The sequence below is a fragment of the Vibrio sp. A2-1 genome (assembly GCF_021728355.1).
Classification (GTDB): Bacteria; Pseudomonadota; Gammaproteobacteria; order Enterobacterales; family Vibrionaceae; genus Vibrio; species Vibrio splendidus_K.
The window spans coordinates 577767-593793 of record NZ_JAKKCO010000001.1 but is presented as its reverse complement, the minus strand read 5'-3'; the positions used below and the strand labels follow the sequence as shown (position 1 = coordinate 593793).

Annotated in this window: 13 protein-coding genes; 7 read left to right on the top strand and 6 right to left on the bottom strand. The window is 42.9% G+C overall.

Annotated features, from left to right (window positions below; genetic code table 11):
• Positions 1–35: 35 nt before the first annotated feature.
• Positions 36–530 carry a DUF1097 domain-containing protein gene (locus tag L3V33_RS02595; protein ID WP_171308667.1) on the top strand — a complete coding sequence of 165 codons (495 nt, stop codon included), beginning with the start codon at positions 36–38 and terminating at the stop codon, positions 528–530.
• 181 nt (positions 531–711) lie between these two features.
• On the opposite strand, the gene L3V33_RS02590 is transcribed toward L3V33_RS02595, so the two are convergent.
• Positions 712–2517 (bottom strand): ATP-dependent endonuclease, encoded by a 1806-nt coding sequence (locus L3V33_RS02590; RefSeq protein WP_237288904.1) that lies wholly within the window; start codon positions 2515–2517, stop codon positions 712–714.
• A gap of 238 nt (positions 2518–2755) precedes the next feature.
• Here L3V33_RS02590 and L3V33_RS02585 point away from each other — a divergent pair, with 238 nt between their 5' ends.
• The 5 genes from L3V33_RS02585 (at position 2756) to L3V33_RS02565 (ending at position 9020) form a co-directional block, all read left to right on the top strand.
• Entirely contained in the window at positions 2756–4495 is a 1740-nt protein-coding gene (locus L3V33_RS02585) for a bifunctional UDP-sugar hydrolase/5'-nucleotidase (RefSeq protein WP_237288903.1), read from the top strand.
• A gap of 638 nt (positions 4496–5133) precedes the next feature.
• Positions 5134–6135, top strand: a complete 1002-nt coding sequence (locus L3V33_RS02580; protein WP_029222116.1) for a TerC/Alx family metal homeostasis membrane protein — start codon at positions 5134–5136, stop codon at positions 6133–6135.
• A 312-nt stretch (positions 6136–6447) separates the two neighbouring features.
• Complete coding sequence (locus tag L3V33_RS02575) at positions 6448–6636, top strand: hypothetical protein (protein WP_017079198.1); 189 nt, start codon at positions 6448–6450, stop codon at positions 6634–6636.
• 213 nt (positions 6637–6849) lie between these two features.
• Positions 6850–7590: a DUF1223 domain-containing protein gene (locus L3V33_RS02570; RefSeq protein ID WP_237288902.1), complete on the top strand. Its 741-nt coding sequence runs from the start codon at positions 6850–6852 to the stop codon at positions 7588–7590.
• A gap of 143 nt (positions 7591–7733) precedes the next feature.
• Entirely contained in the window at positions 7734–9020 is a 1287-nt protein-coding gene (locus tag L3V33_RS02565) for a DEAD/DEAH box helicase (RefSeq protein ID WP_237288901.1), read from the top strand.
• A 90-nt stretch (positions 9021–9110) separates the two neighbouring features.
• Here L3V33_RS02565 and L3V33_RS02560 read toward each other — a convergent pair whose 3' ends face one another.
• From L3V33_RS02560 to L3V33_RS02550, 3 genes are read right to left on the bottom strand one after another with little or no spacing between them, the layout of a single operon-like run.
• Positions 9111–10466 (bottom strand): FUSC family protein, encoded by a 1356-nt coding sequence (locus tag L3V33_RS02560; protein ID WP_237288900.1) that lies wholly within the window; start codon positions 10464–10466, stop codon positions 9111–9113.
• Between the two features lie 13 nt (positions 10467–10479).
• Positions 10480–11340 carry an HlyD family secretion protein gene (locus L3V33_RS02555; RefSeq protein ID WP_237288899.1) on the bottom strand — a complete coding sequence of 287 codons (861 nt, stop codon included), beginning with the start codon at positions 11338–11340 and terminating at the stop codon, positions 10480–10482.
• Positions 11341–11350: 10 nt separating this feature from the next.
• Entirely contained in the window at positions 11351–11563 is a 213-nt protein-coding gene (locus L3V33_RS02550) for a DUF1656 domain-containing protein (RefSeq protein ID WP_054546893.1), read from the bottom strand.
• 237 nt (positions 11564–11800) lie between these two features.
• On the opposite strand from L3V33_RS02550, the gene L3V33_RS02545 reads away from it, so the two are divergent.
• Positions 11801–12715 carry a LysR family transcriptional regulator gene (locus L3V33_RS02545; protein WP_237288898.1) on the top strand — a complete coding sequence of 305 codons (915 nt, stop codon included), beginning with the start codon at positions 11801–11803 and terminating at the stop codon, positions 12713–12715.
• A 72-nt stretch (positions 12716–12787) separates the two neighbouring features.
• Here L3V33_RS02545 and L3V33_RS02540 read toward each other — a convergent pair whose 3' ends face one another.
• Both L3V33_RS02540 and L3V33_RS02535 read right to left on the bottom strand, forming a co-directional pair.
• Positions 12788–13345 (bottom strand): PhnA domain-containing protein, encoded by a 558-nt coding sequence (locus L3V33_RS02540; RefSeq protein ID WP_004730927.1) that lies wholly within the window; start codon positions 13343–13345, stop codon positions 12788–12790.
• Positions 13346–13569: 224 nt separating this feature from the next.
• Positions 13570–16017 carry a VolA/Pla-1 family phospholipase gene (locus L3V33_RS02535; RefSeq protein ID WP_237288897.1) on the bottom strand — a complete coding sequence of 816 codons (2448 nt, stop codon included), beginning with the start codon at positions 16015–16017 and terminating at the stop codon, positions 13570–13572.
• Between the last annotated feature and the right edge of the window lie 10 nt (positions 16018–16027).

Genomic DNA, 16027 nt, shown 5'->3' with positions numbered 1-16027 from the left:
TGCGATGAATTACGTAATTAGGCTTTAGAAATAGTATGAGTACATTAGTCGCGATTTCATTAACAACAGGTATTTTGTCAGGTCTATGGGGATGGATTGCTATCTTTTTCGGCTTATTGTCATGGGCAGGTTTCTTAGGTTGCACCAGTTATTTTGCTTCGCCAACAGGCGGCGTTAAAGGACTAGCCGGTAGCTTACTGACCAACATGACAGGCGTATTCTGGGCAATGGTGATTATCGAAAGCTCAACCTTCGCAGGGTTAGAGATTTTAGGCTATATGATTACCGCTATTGTGGCTTTCTTTATGTGTATCCAAGCGAAACAAGCGTGGCTAGGTTATATCCCAGGAACCTTCATTGGTTGTTGTGCGACGTTTGCTGCAGGTGGCGATTGGCAACTTGTAGTACCATCTTTACTGCTTGGTGGTGTATTTGGATACTTGATGAAAGCAACGGGGCTATGGCTTCACGAGAAATCGACTCAATCTTCGGAAGTGGTTGAACAACACACTAAGCAAGCTAAGGCCTAATTAATACGTTAAGCCGTAGTTTAGTGACTGTAAACTCTTGCAAGATAACCCCCAATTAATTTGTATATCGATTTATACAGGCACACCACTTGGTGTGCCTTTTTTGGTTCTTGGTTAAGCCAATCAGTCAAAAAATTCATCTGCAGAAGAACCAATAGCATCTATCAATTAATTAAAGCGCTTAGGTGTTGCCGTTTGCCATGGTGATGACACGTTTTAGCGTCCACCTTAATAACAAGGGAATACAGTCTTGTCCTTGATTCTCACAATGAGACACGATCGCTAAAGCCAGATCTGGTTTTGCGTGTTTCTTAAGAACTTTAGCCACGACTTTTTTCGCTGGGATAGGGTGATCGTAAGGAATCTTAACCATGTCTCTGAAAAAGTTCTCAAACCCATTCATATACAAGTAGTGCTCGATGTCCCTATCAGGCAGTTCTGTGAGGCGATGTCGCTCTTGATCGTTCCCAAGTTTAGATAGCACTGTTGCCGCATATTTTTTGCCTGCTGCATCACCATCGGTGACGACATGCCAATCGATGCCAAACTCTTGCGCGACTTTGATTAATGCCTTTAGTCCTGATTGAGCGAACTCAATAATCTGAACGCCTTCCGCAGCAAGGTTATACCCACATTGGTTGGCTAGCTCGTTAAACAACCAAACTTCAGTCTCACCTTCTACCAATAACCAACAGCGAGCATACAGAGCACCTGAACGATGGAAACGAATATGAAAACCAATTCGACGAAGCTCATCTTTGCTAAAGTGGTTCATGTTGAGTTGGTTAGCGATGGTTTTATCGGACTGACGCACCAAACGACGAATCGATTGAAGTGGTACGGCAGCAAGTAGATCGCCACTGTTGGTGGTAAGGATTTTTTGCATGGGTAACTTCTGCATTAGGCTCCAAGCCCTTGCTAGGTGCGTTGGGTGCAGTCGACCTTCTGGATCTTCAAGGATCAAAAGAGGGCGAGCGCATCGTCTTAAGTCAGTCGGCCCTTTAGCCTGTAGATATGCGTTAAGTAACCCCATGAATAACAGTCGAGTTTGCTTATTCTTGGTCTCCTCGACCAATTGATGAATGCTCTTGTCGTTCGCGCCAGCGGAGTACAGTAGCCCGTCACGTGGTTTTCTCGGATTCTTACGTGAGACACTCTTAAACGAGAAGTAGTGTTCTATTAAGCTTTGCATTGACTCAAGACTACTGCGCATTTCACCTTTATTAACATGTCCGGGTATCGCCATAAGACGGCGGCAGGTGTTGTCGATGCGCTTTTCTATTCTTGCCTGACGGCCATTGCCGTTGCCGTTGCCATTGCTGCCATTTCCATTCGAGCTATGACCATTGGTCGTGTGATTATGTCCGTTCCCATGTCCGTTATTTGGGTTGTTGTTCCCATTTCCGTTTGCATTGTTAGCGTGACCGTTATTAGCGTGAACATTAGTCGGCAGGTGAGCATTGTGGTTGAGTGAATTTCCGTTGAAAGGGCGATCAAAGTGCCTTGCGTCTCGTAAACGGATCACAGGATGTAAGGTCATTAATTCTTGAGCGAGCTTTTCTGAGTGGTGGAGTTTGAGCGGATTACCGTCTAAACCTAAAAATGCGTAGTTTGTGGTCGTTTCATATTGTTCTAATGTGGCACTTATTCGGTAATAGATACGATAGACGCCAAATTCATCTTGAACCCAGATAGGTTTGAGCTTGCGATAACGACCAGCGTTGAGTTCGCTCTTGTCATTGGCTTTTAATGCGAGAACAATTTGAAGATGTTGAGACTGTGGATGTGAAACCGAGTAATCGACATGAAAATCAGTCATTTCGAAGTGATATGGCACACCGTCAGAGGGAAGAACGACGGAAAGGGCATCCAATAATGAAGACTTACCCCAAGTATTTTCACCAATCAGCGTGGTTAGCTCATCAAACGCGAGTGACATACGCTTAATACCTCGAAAGCCAGAAATCTCGATTCTTTCTAGTTGCATAGGCTTACTCCTAACGGAAGGCTCTGCTAATTGTTTGAAAGCTAACAGATATCTTTAATCATAATCGAAAAATACCAATCCGGTATGCTCACCTGTCACAAAACCCGTTGTTTATTTATACGGATCGAAACGAGATTTTTGATCTATCTCGAGTATTTTTTTGCAGTGCAGTTTCATAAAATTCACGATTCTGTCATGATTCTCGACCTAGTATGAAGGGACAAAGAGAGAAGAAAATATGACTAAAAAGAATAAGCCGACAAAAATAGTGTTGGCACACATCAACGACACCCACTCATACTTTGAACCAACCTCGTTACAGCTATCACTTAAAATGAACAACCACATCATTGAACCTTATGTGAGTGCAGGTGGCTTTGCTCGAATTTCAACACGCTTTAAACAAATAGAACAAGATGCCCAGCGTCAGAAGGTTGGAACCCTGTTCCTACACGCTGGTGACTGCTTCCAGGGGACTTTGTACTTTTCTCTGTTCAAGGGAAAAGCCAACGCCGATTTGTTGAATGCCCTTAATATAGATGCCATGACGCTTGGCAATCACGAGCTAGATATGGGTAATGAGCCCGTTGCGATTTTCGCGAAAAGAATCAAATTCCCATTGTTGGCCGGTAACTGGAATCTATCGAATGAGGATATCAATAAAACTCATACCTTAGCGGACAACGAAATTGTTAAGCCTTATCTGACTGAAACGCGAAGTGCTTCTTTTATAACGAAAGAGTTTGATGGCGAGAAGGTTGCAATATTCGGCTTAAGCATCGACAAGATGGCAGGCATTGCTAATCCAGATATCGATACACCATTTGAAAATGCTTTAGAAACAGCAAAAGCGACCATTGAGCAGATTCATAAAGCTGGCATCAACAAGATTGTGTTACTTAGCCATCTTGGTTACGAAGCTGATTTAGAGTTAGCAGCCAACGTAACAGGTATTGGTGTCATTGTTGGTGGTCATAGTCATCGCTTACAAGGTGATTTCTCTGATATTGGCTTAGTTAAAGATGATGATTACGGCGTGAAAATCGGTGACACTTATGTTGTGCAAGCGGGTTTCCATGCAATGAGTCTAGGACACTGTGAAATCGAGTTCAATGCTGAAGGCAAAGTGACTCACTTCAACGGTAAGAACGAACTGCTGTTAGGCCGTCGACTGTTTATAGACGCGAAATTGAGTGAAGTAGGGCAAGACGATGCCCACGATATGGCGTGTGAGTTTTTGAACAACCACCCCAATATTGCGGTATGTAAAAAAGATCCGGAACTTCAGAGCATTCTTACGGATAAATATCAGCCGAGAGTTCGAAAGCTTCAGCAACAAGTTATTGCTCATGCAGATACAAAACTGCGCCACATACGCATCCCGGACGAGAAAGGCCCGAGCCAACTAGCGCCCTTAGTTGCTCAATCATTTCACTACCTAATGAACAAAAAAGGGCATCAGGTTGAATTTGCCATTCACAACGCAGGTGGTGTTAGAAATTCACTGAATAGCGGCGACGTCTCTGTTGCCGATATTGCCGGAAAACTACTACCGTTTGCCGTACCCATTGGTGTGTATGAAGTAAAAGGTGAAACGATCGCAGGCATGCTTGAAGGTGCAATCAACAATGCTTTGGATAATGGCGTTGTAGGGACTGGTTCAGGCAGCTTTCCTTATACGCATAACTTGAGGTTTTGTTACCACAAAGAAGCACCTCTAGGGCATAGGGTTCACCATTTAGAAATTCACTCTGAAGTATTGGGCTGGCAGGCTGTTTCTCGTGACCGTATTTACCGAGGCGCGTCGTCAGCCTATACCATGAAAGGAAAAGAGGGCTATAACGCCGTCTTGGATATGATAGGTGATGGCGTGGTTACGACCGACTCAATGGCAGACTGTTTCATCGAGTTTCTACAAGACCACCCAGAGTCACTGCAACACAACGAGCCGCTGAATTGTTTGGAGTGTTTTAGATAGTCACAGGTAATACTTGTGATTGTTATTATTAGTTCTGACTATTTATAAATTTGGCATTGTTTATGCTTTATTCCTGCAGGTCGCCTTCTTGTGGAGATAAGCATGGATAAGAAAGATTGGTTAGATGCGGTAGCGGTGGTTGGTTGGGTATCGGTTTGGTCTGCGTTAGTGTACTTGGTACCCGCTGCAGGTTTATAATGTAGCGTGCCTTGAAGTGAACTGTCAGACAAAGCGCGTACCAGACTCGTTCGTTATTCGCATCATTGAATAACGGATTTGTATCATGAGTAATGGTAATAGGGGTTAATCCTCTCAGTAGCATTCTCAAAATCAATACGAATGTCGTTTTGACAAGCCTATAGAAATAAATGAGGAGCGTTTTGCTCCTTTTTTATTTATTTCCGAAAATTTTTCTAGACGAAACAAAGATAGAGGAATATTATCCACGCGTTTGGGGAGTAGTTAGCGCAAGTTTACATATCGTCATCTCGTTAGGCCAAGAGTCTATCCGGTATGTAAAGGTGAAATCCCATATTTCACTTCAACGAGACCAACGCAATCACAATCAAGATCCGTCGTGGAACTTGATAGTTTTGTTTGCGGAAGGTCTTTGTACAGTTCTTCCGCCCGGAGGAATAATGAACTCAACTCAATCTCTATTATCTACGAATAGTGAATCCTTTTTTTCATCGCCAATCATGACGACTTATGCGGGCTTTTTCCTGCTGACAGTCATTCTCGTCTCTATTGATATCTATCAGACTCGTGGTGGTAGTGTAACCATCAAGAAAGCGGCAATTTGGAGCGTTTTCTGGTTTGTGCTCGCGTTTTTATTTGCTGGTTCCATTTACCTTTTTTGGGACATCTATGCGCCGAATAGTGAATACACAGCCCAAAAAGCAACCGTGTCATTTATTACCGGTTACTTGCTAGAAAAATCATTGAGCGTAGACAACTTGTTTGTTTTCGCGATGATCTTTGCTCAATACCAAGTTCCTGAGCATCTAAGACCTCGTGCGCTTCTTTGGGGCGTAATTGGTGCATTGGTGCTTCGCGCAATTATGATCGCATTAGGTGCTCAGCTATTGGCTGAATACCACTGGGTGCTTTATGTATTTGCTGCGTTCCTAATTGGTACGGGTATTAAACTGGCGCTAGACAAGGGCGAAGAGGAGAGTGTGAATACGCTACCTGAGAAGTTACTTCGTAAAGTGATGCCTGTGACAGAAGACTTCCATGGTCCCGCGTTGATGATCAAGCAAGGCACTAAATGGGTACTCACGCCAATGATGTTGGTGATTGGTGCCATTGCGGTTATGGATGTCATGTTTGCACTGGATTCTATTCCTGCAATTTTCGCCGTTACGCGAGAGCCATTCTTAGTACTGGCTGCAAACGTATTTGCATTGCTTGGCCTTCGTTCTTTGTACTTTGTTCTGCAAGGCATGATGGATAAGTTCATCTACTTGAAGCCTGCACTGGCATTCATCATGGTGTTCATTGGTGTGAAAATGCTATTGGTTGACAGTGAGTGGGCTATCCCAACGTATTGGTCGTTAGCTGTTCTAATTTCTACTATGACGATTGCGGTTATAGCGTCGATTTATGCGAAGAAGCCAGACATTGAACAAGTAAATTAAAACAAAAATAACTTATCGAAAACTCGATAATAATTAGGTGGTCAATGAAGCTTGAAATTTATTTATGTAAATTTTTTGTGATATTGACCGCTGTTGTTTGAGGGTTATTTGTACTAAATGCATGATTTAGGCACTGCTGTGAATTTTTACTCATCAAGCGTGAATATGTATTTCGAGTTGTTGTTAATGATTTGTTTTATTAGAAAAACTAATCTCAATTTCTAATTTTAGTCATTTTTTAACCTGCAAAAGATCACCTATTATTCTTGTCATCAGAACGAACCACATAAACAAATTTATAGAGAGGCAATCATGGCTCAAGCAATGCAAATGAATACTATCGCTGTTCCTAACTCTATGGATAAGAAGACCTACTCGGTTAACATCAAAGGATTGATTGCACACATTTTCGATATTCTTTTCGTAGACAACTCTCCACGTAGTTACTACGCAAGCGACCTATCTGGTCACATGCAACGCGATATCGGTATCAACCGTTAATCTCTGCGTTAACATGTAAAAATATAGAATTTTAAAAAACGCCAGCTTCTAAAGCTGGCGTTTTTGTATCTGAAATAAGCTGTGCATCTAAAACAAGCTGTGTATCTGAAATAAACTACACATCTGAAATAAACCCAGCACCTGAAAGAAATACTTAGGCATAACGGTCTTTGTTTGAGCGCCAGTAAATTCGCTTTGTACGAGGATCTCGGTATGTCACACGCCACACGCAATTCATCATTGATTAAACTTTGTTTATTTGCCTTACCGATCGGCGCCTATTCCTCTGTGTCGTTTGCACAAATCTGGAGTAACGAAGGCCAGCCTGCTCAGGTTATTGAGCTGTTTACCTCTGAAGGTTGTTCGAGTTGTCCGCCTGCTGACACGTACCTTAGTACTTTTGCAGATCATCCAAAACTTTGGACCGAGGTCATACCGCTTGCTTATCACGTAGACTACTGGGATTACTTAGGCTGGGGAGACAAGTTCGCCAGCAAGGCATTCAGTCAGAAGCAGCGTTTATACAAAGCTTATGGGGTAACAAGTGGCGTTTATACTCCGGGCTTTGTTGTCGATGGAAAAGAGTGGCGTGGTTACTTTAATTGGCTAGACAGAACGTTGCCTTCGCTCCAACAACAAACTAATCCCAAATTAACAGTGCACCATAAAGGCGATACGTTCAACGTGAGTTACGAAGGCAAAGGGGATTATGTCGCTCATATTGCCTTGTTGGCGATGAACGAAGTCACCAGCGTTAAAGCGGGCGAGAACAGAGGTAAGAAACTTGAGCACGATTTTGTCGTGGTTTACGACGGCTATCAACGTGGTGAATCCAAATGGCAATTCAATATCGACTTCTCCCCGTTAGTCGCCACGCCAGATGCTGTAGCCGTATGGTTAACTGAGCTCAACTCATACACGCCAGAGCAAACGGTAGCAGGGTGGCTTGACTAAATTTGCGATAACTTGTTATCTGGATGTGTTTTACAGGGGCTTAATCGCTGAAACACGGGAGAAAGGGGCGATTTAGTTACGTAATACTGCTGAAATACGTTAATATAGCGCGCTATTATTTTAGCTTTGAGTTCCTGCAATTAATGACTAACACCACAACACCACCCAACTTCTCTGATCTTGGCTTAATCTCTCCTTTGATGGCTCGTTTAACAGAGCTTGAATACCAACAGCCAACGCCTATCCAAGCGCAAGTTATTCCAAGTGTGTTAGCAGGACGCGACCTAATTGCAGGGGCAAATACCGGTTCAGGTAAAACAGCAGCCTTTGCATTGCCGCTGTTACAACAAATCCATGAAGATGCACCTTTAGACCGAAGAGCAGGCAAAGGTAACTTTGTGTCTGGTCTTATCTTAGTTCCTACTCGTGAGCTTGCTAAGCAAGTGGCCGATAGTGTTAAGTCTTACGCTGTGCATTTCAATGGTGCGATCAAAACGGTTTGTGTATTTGGTGGTGTATCGGTAAACACTCAGATGCAAGCGCTACGTGGCGGCACTGATATCTTGGTGGCAACACCGGGTCGTTTGTTGGATCTGATCTCAAGCAACGCTATCAAGCTAGATAAAGTAAAAACGTTAGTGCTTGATGAAGCTGACCGAATGTTAAGCCTTGGTTTTACAGAAGAACTAGACGCGATCTTGAAACTTCTGCCAAGCAAAAAACAAACCTTGTTGTTCTCTGCGACTTTCCCCGAGCAAGTTAAAACGCTGACTCACGAACTACTGAATGATCCAATTGAAGTTCAACTTCAAAGTGCCAATGCGAGCACTCTGGTTCAGCGTGTATTCGAAGTAGAAAAAGGTCGTAAGACCGCATTGCTAGCGCACCTGATTCAACAACACGAGTGGCGACAAGCACTGATCTTCGTAAACGCGAAGAACAGCTGTGAGCACCTTGCAGATAAGCTTTACAAGCGCGGTATCATCGCAGAAGTATTCCACGGCGATAAAGGGCAGGGTTCACGTACTCGTATTCTTGAAGATTTCAAATCTGGCGAGATTGACGTTCTTATCGCGACAGACATCGCTGCTCGTGGCTTGGACATTGAAAAACTTCCAGTTGTAATCAACTTTGATTTACCAAGAAGCCCATCGGATTACATGCACCGTATCGGTCGAAGTGGTCGTGCAGGTGAGGTTGGCCTTGCGCTATCTTTGATCGATCACGAAGATTACCATCACTTCAAGATCATTGAGAAGAAGAACAAAATCCGTCTTGAGCGTGAGCAAATTGAAGGTTTTGAAGTGGATGAAGAGGCAACCGCTGAACTTGTTGCTGCATTAAAACCCGTTGCGCCACCGGCTGGTACAGGCAAGAAGAAAAAGAAGAAAGCACCTAAAAACCAAGATGTTTGGTTGAGAAACAACTGATATTGAGTCAGTAAAAATAGAATTTCTAAAGGCGCTTAATTGCGCCTTTTTGTTTTCTTATTCCAAGTTTAGCGCATCCGCGTAACGAGATTAAACGACACTCTTGATTCTAAAGAGGTCAGTAAATAATTTGCCTATCATTAAAATGATGAGCAGTGTGGTTAACATCAGCAAAGGTGTTTGAATCTGATAAACCGGTGTTAGATTGAGCGCGCCAGATGTAAGGACGACCAACAGGTTAATGCCAAGTATTCGGTGTACCATCAGTTTAGGCGTTGCGAACACTTTCCATATCACCATGCTATTAATGAAATAAAACAGTGCCAATTGCCACAATTCAGTCATCATCGGCATGATAAAGATGTATTGAAGTAAAATAATGGTACCTGTGCCTATCACCCCGAAAAACGCATCTTTGATAACACTTGGTGGCATCGTCGGCAACATGGAAGAAAATACGCCTGCAATCATCGGAAAAATAAAACCACCCGGCACAGGTAGATATATCCAAACCAGTAGCGACGTTACGAACATCGAGACTCCTTGTAAGACTTTTCTCCCATCTTCATCAAGGTGTTGAACAAAGGTACGGTGCTCATGGTGCCAAGAAACGTTTTTCTTCTCACTCTTCACAAACGGCACATCATCAATCAATGATAAGTGCGGCGCCATTAACTCTAGTTTTTCCATTTTTTCTGTGAGAATTGGCCAATCAATAGGTTGAGTCAGTTCATCCGAGGCGAGTTCAAGCAGACGATCTTGAATATGAGCCATTTCACGGACTCGTAAACGCCACGCATGGATATTTTGTTTTAGGTGATAACTGCCAGTGAGCGGTAAATCCAACAGTTGATAAAGCTTCTTAATATTAGCGGTATTGGACTCCAATGCTTCTATATCTAAGTTGTTAGTGTTGCTCATTGCTGTTATCAGCGTTTCTCTGCTTGTTTCAAATCGTTGTACGAAGTTTTGTTCAGTGTTTACCGGCCAGATTAGACGATAAACAATTGAGAAGGTGATAACGCCTAGCAAAGTTTCTTGTATTCGTAGTACCGCAAAATAAAATGTAATTTGGTTATCGAATCCGCCCATGCAAGAGATGATGGAGCAGACAGCAAAGCCTATAGAAAAGACATAACAGTATTTTTCATCACTCGACATGAAGATGCATGTACCGAGAAATAAGGTGAAAAACATCAGAAACAGAAAGCGGTCCTGAGAAAACATCGCAATTAAGAAAAAGGCATAACCCGTCCCTAACAAGGTTCCCATTAATCGGTTATGGCCTTTGTTTATTGAATGGGCAAAACTCTCGTTCAATGCCATGACTGCAACCGCAATTGCCGCCCAATAGGGCTTCTCCCACTGAAACCACAACGCAAGGCAGATAGAGATAACAATCGCGAGAGAAGCCTTAATTGCTTCTTTGGTCGATGCACTGAACATAAATGCCATCCAACTATTTGATTATTTTGATTGAAGCTGTCATGCCGACACGAAGTTGCAAGTCTTCAGGCACGTTATCGAGTACTACTTTAATTGGTATACGCTGAGCGAGGCGAATCCATTGAAAATTTGGGTTCACGTTGGGAAGAAGGTCATTACCAGTACTGCCATCTTGTGTCGCAATGCCAAAACCAATACTTTTAATATGGCCTTTTAATTGAACATCATTGTGCATCATGAGCGTGACGATAGCTTTGTCGTTTGGTGCAACGTTCACAAGATCAGTTTCTTTGAAATAACCTTCAATCCAAAAACTATCCTCATCGATTAATGCCACCACAGGTGTATTAGCAACAACTTGAGAACCTTCACGTAGGTTTAAGTTCGTGATGAAGCCATTCGTTGGAGCGTACACCTTGGTGTATTTGAGATTTAAATGTGCCTCTTCAACACTGGCCTTTGCTAGTGCAACGTTAGCTGCATTTGTCTCAACCGCGTTGTTCAGATTATTCAAGGTCAGCACAGGCAGCGCGCCAGGCGTTCTTTTTTCTAAGTTCAACGCGCGTTGCTCTTCGTTTTTAGCTTTTGCTAAGAGCGCGCGTGCCTGTTTCTGTGTCGCGAGTGCTTTATTGTAGGCTGCCTGATAAATGCTTGGGTCGATCTCAAACAGTAGATCCCCTTTAACTACCTGTGAGTTGTCTTCAATGTGGACTTTAGTTACTTGCCCGGTGACTCTAGGGGTAATAGAAACGATGTATGCGCTGACCTGACCATCTCTAGTCCAAGGATTACTTGAATAGGATTGGTAATAGTTATAAGCCACAGAGCTTGCGGTAACGACCAGTAGTAGGGTGATGAGATAACGTTTAATCAAGGTGAATGCCTCAGAAAATGGTAATAAATTGGCCGATAACGCCGACGAAAATAACGATTAAGCTTATTTCGGCTATTGCAGGAAAAGCGACATATTTATGTAGCCCAAGTTTTGTCGCGATTGAGCCAGTCAATATCGTCAATACATACGCTAACGCGATAACCAAAAGCAAAGGCGGGAAGTAGATCTCACCCCACACGAGTTCATGTGGCATTGTGTTCATGGGTCTGTCTCTATCGTTTGAAGAAGGTTACGATAAAGGAACTATGGCAATGTTGATAATCGTATATAGAGGATCGGATCCATCAAACGTAGGTAGGTTTAGGTATATACTAGAAACAAGAGTTAGCAAAAGGCACAAATCATTAGCTATTTAGCTCTGTCTTTTTATCATTATTATTCTGATGCAGTAGATATTTTTCTATCTCATATGCATGACTAAGAAAGTAAGCACATCAAAATGAACTTCAGTATTGAACAACTTCTCGCGTTTGTGACCGTTTATGAACAACGGTCATTCAGCAAAGCAGCAGTAAAACTCAACAAGCACAGAACGACCGTCGGCCAGGTTATTACAAATTTGGAAGATCATCTTGCTGTGCATCTTTTTGAAAGAGTTGGCCGCTCTGTTGAACCAACGGAGGACGGGCACCTCCTTTATCACTACGCAAAACAGACGATTGAGCAAGCTCGTACTTTTGACAAAGTAGCGTTGAGCCTTTCTTATGGTGGGTTAGAGAAAATAACAATCGCGTATTCTAGTTTCGTTCCACAACGTGTTTTGGTGGATATACGTAAACGACTTAAGCACGATTTCCCAATGATGCGAGTGAACTTTCTGGTTAGGAATAAGAACGAAATTAAACAAGGAATACAAAGTGGGGAATATCACTTTGGACTTGTGAATGCTCACAATAGCCGGGCGATGCATAGTTTTGATTCTACTTTCCTTGGGCATTTTGAGTTCTACCCATTCGGACAGAAAGGTGGAGAACTCTCACATATAGATAAAGACGAAGTATTAGTCGCACTAAGGAACTCTAAACAGTTCGTATTGAAGTCTCTGATTGACGAAGGTATGTCTGAAAAGATTATCGTGAGCTCTGACTATGAAGAAATCGATCAGCTTTCGTTAGTGATCAAAATGCTTGAAGAGGGTTTTGGATGGGCACTTCTTCCTAAGGCATTTTTTACCGACTCTGAATTTTCAAAACATTCAATTGAGCCCATTCACTCTGCGCAAATGGTGGAAGGATTCAAATTTGGATTCGCGTTGTGGTGTCCGCACTCAAAACAAGTCAGTGGTATCAAAGGCTCTTTGGTGTCTGTTATTAAAGAGTACCGCGAGCAACTTATTGATAGTTTTAAGTCGTGAAAATTTGAGATATTAAAAAGGCGCTAATTATTCATTAGCGCCTTTTTAGATTTTGTTCAGCGAAAAGAAGAATTACTTCTTACGGCAGAACTCAGCGATTACGTACATTGATTGACCGCCGTTTGTTTTACCAGAAACAAGCTTAGGATCGTCACCAACGCTGATGCCACGGATAACAGTACCTTGCTTAATCACTTGGTTAGTACCTTTGATTGGCAGGTCTTTGATTACTGTTACGTCGTCACCTTTTTTAAGTTCAACGCCGTTCACATCAAGAGGCTTGTCATCAGCAGACATGCCGATTTGTGCCCAAACTGATGTTTCTTCTTCAAGGTACATCATGTCTAGCGCGTCTTGAGCCCAGCTTTCAGAGTTCAGACGAGTAAGTTGACGCCACGCCATTACTTGAACTGGCGCTTCTTGGCTCCACATGCTGTCGCTTAGGCAACGCCAGTGGTTGATATCTTTTGGATCGTCAATCTCACCCAGGCATTTGTCACATACCATGATGCCGTGATCCACTGTTACGTGGCTGTGTGGCGGTACTGCGTATGCAGTAAGAGAAGAATCAGAACCACATAGTTCACATTTAGATTGGCAGCGTTCTAGCATCGTAGCTTCAGAAGACATAATGGACTCACATTTATTAGGTATTAAATTACGGGGCTATTATCCACTTTATTTACAATAAAGAAAGAGGTCGTACGGTATTCTGTCTTGATTAATTTTAGCTGAGATCAACCATTTGTGTTTTAAGGTTCTATGCAAACGGTTAACTAGGGACGATGAGATGTCGATAGATACAAAAATGCCAGCGGTTAGGCTGGCATTTGGTGTGGATAGAAAGGTAAGTTTTATTCCAAGACAGAGCCTACGTTTGATACTGAATCCAGCTTGTTGTCAGAGAAGAAATCAACCAGTTCTCTTTGAATTTCCAAGTAGTGGTCGTAATCAGCTGGAGGAGTTCCTTTATCTTGAGGTGCAATTGCGGTTGAGTGCTTAGCTACTGCATTAAACTGAATAAACTCGCGAGTAACTGACGTAGAAGGAGTTGCAGCTGATGCACTTATACTGTTCAAAACAAGCTTGCTAGCTAACGGCTCAGTACCAGCAAATGGCGCACTCCCAATCAAAGGATTATTGATAACAGCGTTTGGTACAGTTTCATCCCCGTCAGCTTGAAGCATTAGCGTAGGCAATGTGTCACTGTAATCTCCCGCATTGGTATAAGGATCGATTACATCTAACACCGTTTGGCTGGAATAAGCGAACTGAGCGAGTAGGGCTTGGAGGCTCGCCTTATTCGCAGAGTCTAAAATAAATTCATCCACACACTGTGTCATCGTGTAGCTATTCGGTTCACATGTTGTTGTGTTGTGTGCTACATAACTTGCTAATCCTCCAAGCGCGACGTTGTGTATAACAGTGCCGCCAAATGAGTCTGACCCCAATAATAAGTTTGAAATTTGACCGCCGGAATTAGAAATTACACCAGATGAAAACGCATAAATTGCATCTCCCGTAGGGTCACCAATTGTTTTGTTAGCTTGTGCTAACGCAGTAACACCAACAATTCCACCTAGTGAATGTCCGAATAGTCTAGGGTGGTTGGTCGTTGTGTTATCTATAGTTGCTAAAGGTGTTGATGTGAACGCGCCCTGACCTTGGTTAGAGGATAATGCGACTCGTAACCCAAGCACATCCAAAACACTTTGTCGTACATTGTCACGCGCGACAGGTAAGTTAGTAAGGTTTAGGTATGCCAATAGGTTAGCATTCGCTGAACGTTCATTTGGTATTTTATCTAAGCTACGAGTTCCATGTAGTGGCATATCGATACCTATCACAGCAATACCTTGTGCAGCAAGATTCGCAGCAAATGCATAAGCGTTTTCTTTAAGACTAGTAATACCGTGTTGATAAATAACGATTGGCATTGGAGTGCTAGGAATGGCTACAGGCGTAAACAAGATAAACTCTACATCTTGCAGTGATTTAACTTGCGGTACGGGAGCATATCGAGTGATGACACGTTCGGTATCTAATGCATTGCCGTTACTCAAAGTTAGATTTGCACCAACAAGTTTAAGTTGTTCTGCGGGGTCTGTAGCAAGCTTTGTAAGATCTACACCTAAGCTTAAAAGCTGTGCAGCCATATTTGCTTTTTCATCGGTGTCTGCAATAGCTGACGACACCTTGACAAGGCTTGGCATGCCTGACTCAAATGGTTGCGAATTCCATTCGGTTGTTCCTGTTTCCAAGTAGTAGGGTAGTTTTACATTACCCTTGGTGACGTTAACTGTGCCATTTAACGCTCCTCCCGTATAACCTGCTAACATAGCGGCTTTAGTGGAAGCCTCCATAAATGTATCAACAGTAGTATCCGCGGCTAATGCAATCGCCAATTCTTGTGTAGTACCAAATGTCATTTGGTAGGCAGATGTTAGGTCTATATTATTTGGATTAGCACTGCCTTTCCATACTTGTGCCATTCCACCCTGAGCTAAAGCGGATGCGGTCGCTGCTTTTGTTGAATAGATGGAACTACCGACAGACTCTGTAGTAAACCAAGTAGAGTAAATGATGTTCTCAGTATCAAGAGTAATAGCACCTTGAGCGTTCGCTCCTGCGAAGATTTTTTCAACGCCTTGAGTTACTTGCTGCGCTTGAGCAAGGCTACCTTCGGTATAGGTTACTACACTTGATTTCAGGGCTGCATAACTTGGTGACATGCCAACAGGATCGCCATTAACATCCGTTAGTTCATTGGAAAGTGCCAATACGTATTCACTTGAAGCATCTAAGGATTCATTGAACACAATTGTGAATGTGTCAGTTGAGGCGCTAGATAGAACTTTAAAGTCAGTGCCTTGTGCCAGTATGCCAGTAACAGTTGGTGCTGTGTCTGAAGTCAGTGAACCGCTAAGCTTTAATAGGTAAACACCACCTGTAGCGAAACCATCAGCTAAACCAGTACCTTCAAAGTTCATGATGATTGGCATCGAAGTTGACCAACCATCCATTGTATTCATTGCTGCAATAGGGTTGGTTAATGAGTCATCACCACCGGTCGGCAAGCCAAGTGTACCGTCGGTAGCATCCATCAACGCGAAACTAGGAAGAGGAACAGCAATATCAGCACCCGTTAATTGAAACTTGATGCTCGTCGCTTGTGTGAGTGAATCTTGAATGTATTGCTCATATTGAATCGCTGTTGAAGCACCTGAACTCGAAGAGTCATCACCACAACCAGCAAGAAACATTGCTGAAGCGAGCAGCGAAACATTAAATAACTTTTTCATGTTTTAATTC

Coding starts and splice junctions, on each gene's coding strand:
- L3V33_RS02595 (WP_171308667.1), top strand. CDS start 36: ATGAGTACATTAGTCGCGATTTCATTAACAACAGGTATTTTGTCAGGT.
- L3V33_RS02590 (WP_237288904.1), bottom strand. CDS start 2,517: ATGCAACTAGAAAGAATCGAGATTTCTGGCTTTCGAGGTATTAAGCGT.
- L3V33_RS02585 (WP_237288903.1), top strand. CDS start 2,756: ATGACTAAAAAGAATAAGCCGACAAAAATAGTGTTGGCACACATCAAC.
- L3V33_RS02580 (WP_029222116.1), top strand. CDS start 5,134: ATGAACTCAACTCAATCTCTATTATCTACGAATAGTGAATCCTTTTTT.
- L3V33_RS02575 (WP_017079198.1), top strand. CDS start 6,448: ATGGCTCAAGCAATGCAAATGAATACTATCGCTGTTCCTAACTCTATG.
- L3V33_RS02570 (WP_237288902.1), top strand. CDS start 6,850: ATGTCACACGCCACACGCAATTCATCATTGATTAAACTTTGTTTATTT.
- L3V33_RS02565 (WP_237288901.1), top strand. CDS start 7,734: ATGACTAACACCACAACACCACCCAACTTCTCTGATCTTGGCTTAATC.
- L3V33_RS02560 (WP_237288900.1), bottom strand. CDS start 10,466: ATGTTCAGTGCATCGACCAAAGAAGCAATTAAGGCTTCTCTCGCGATT.
- L3V33_RS02550 (WP_054546893.1), bottom strand. CDS start 11,563: ATGAACACAATGCCACATGAACTCGTGTGGGGTGAGATCTACTTCCCG.
- L3V33_RS02545 (WP_237288898.1), top strand. CDS start 11,801: ATGAACTTCAGTATTGAACAACTTCTCGCGTTTGTGACCGTTTATGAA.
- L3V33_RS02540 (WP_004730927.1), bottom strand. CDS start 13,345: ATGTCTTCTGAAGCTACGATGCTAGAACGCTGCCAATCTAAATGTGAA.
- L3V33_RS02535 (WP_237288897.1), bottom strand. CDS start 16,017: ATGAAAAAGTTATTTAATGTTTCGCTGCTCGCTTCAGCAATGTTTCTT.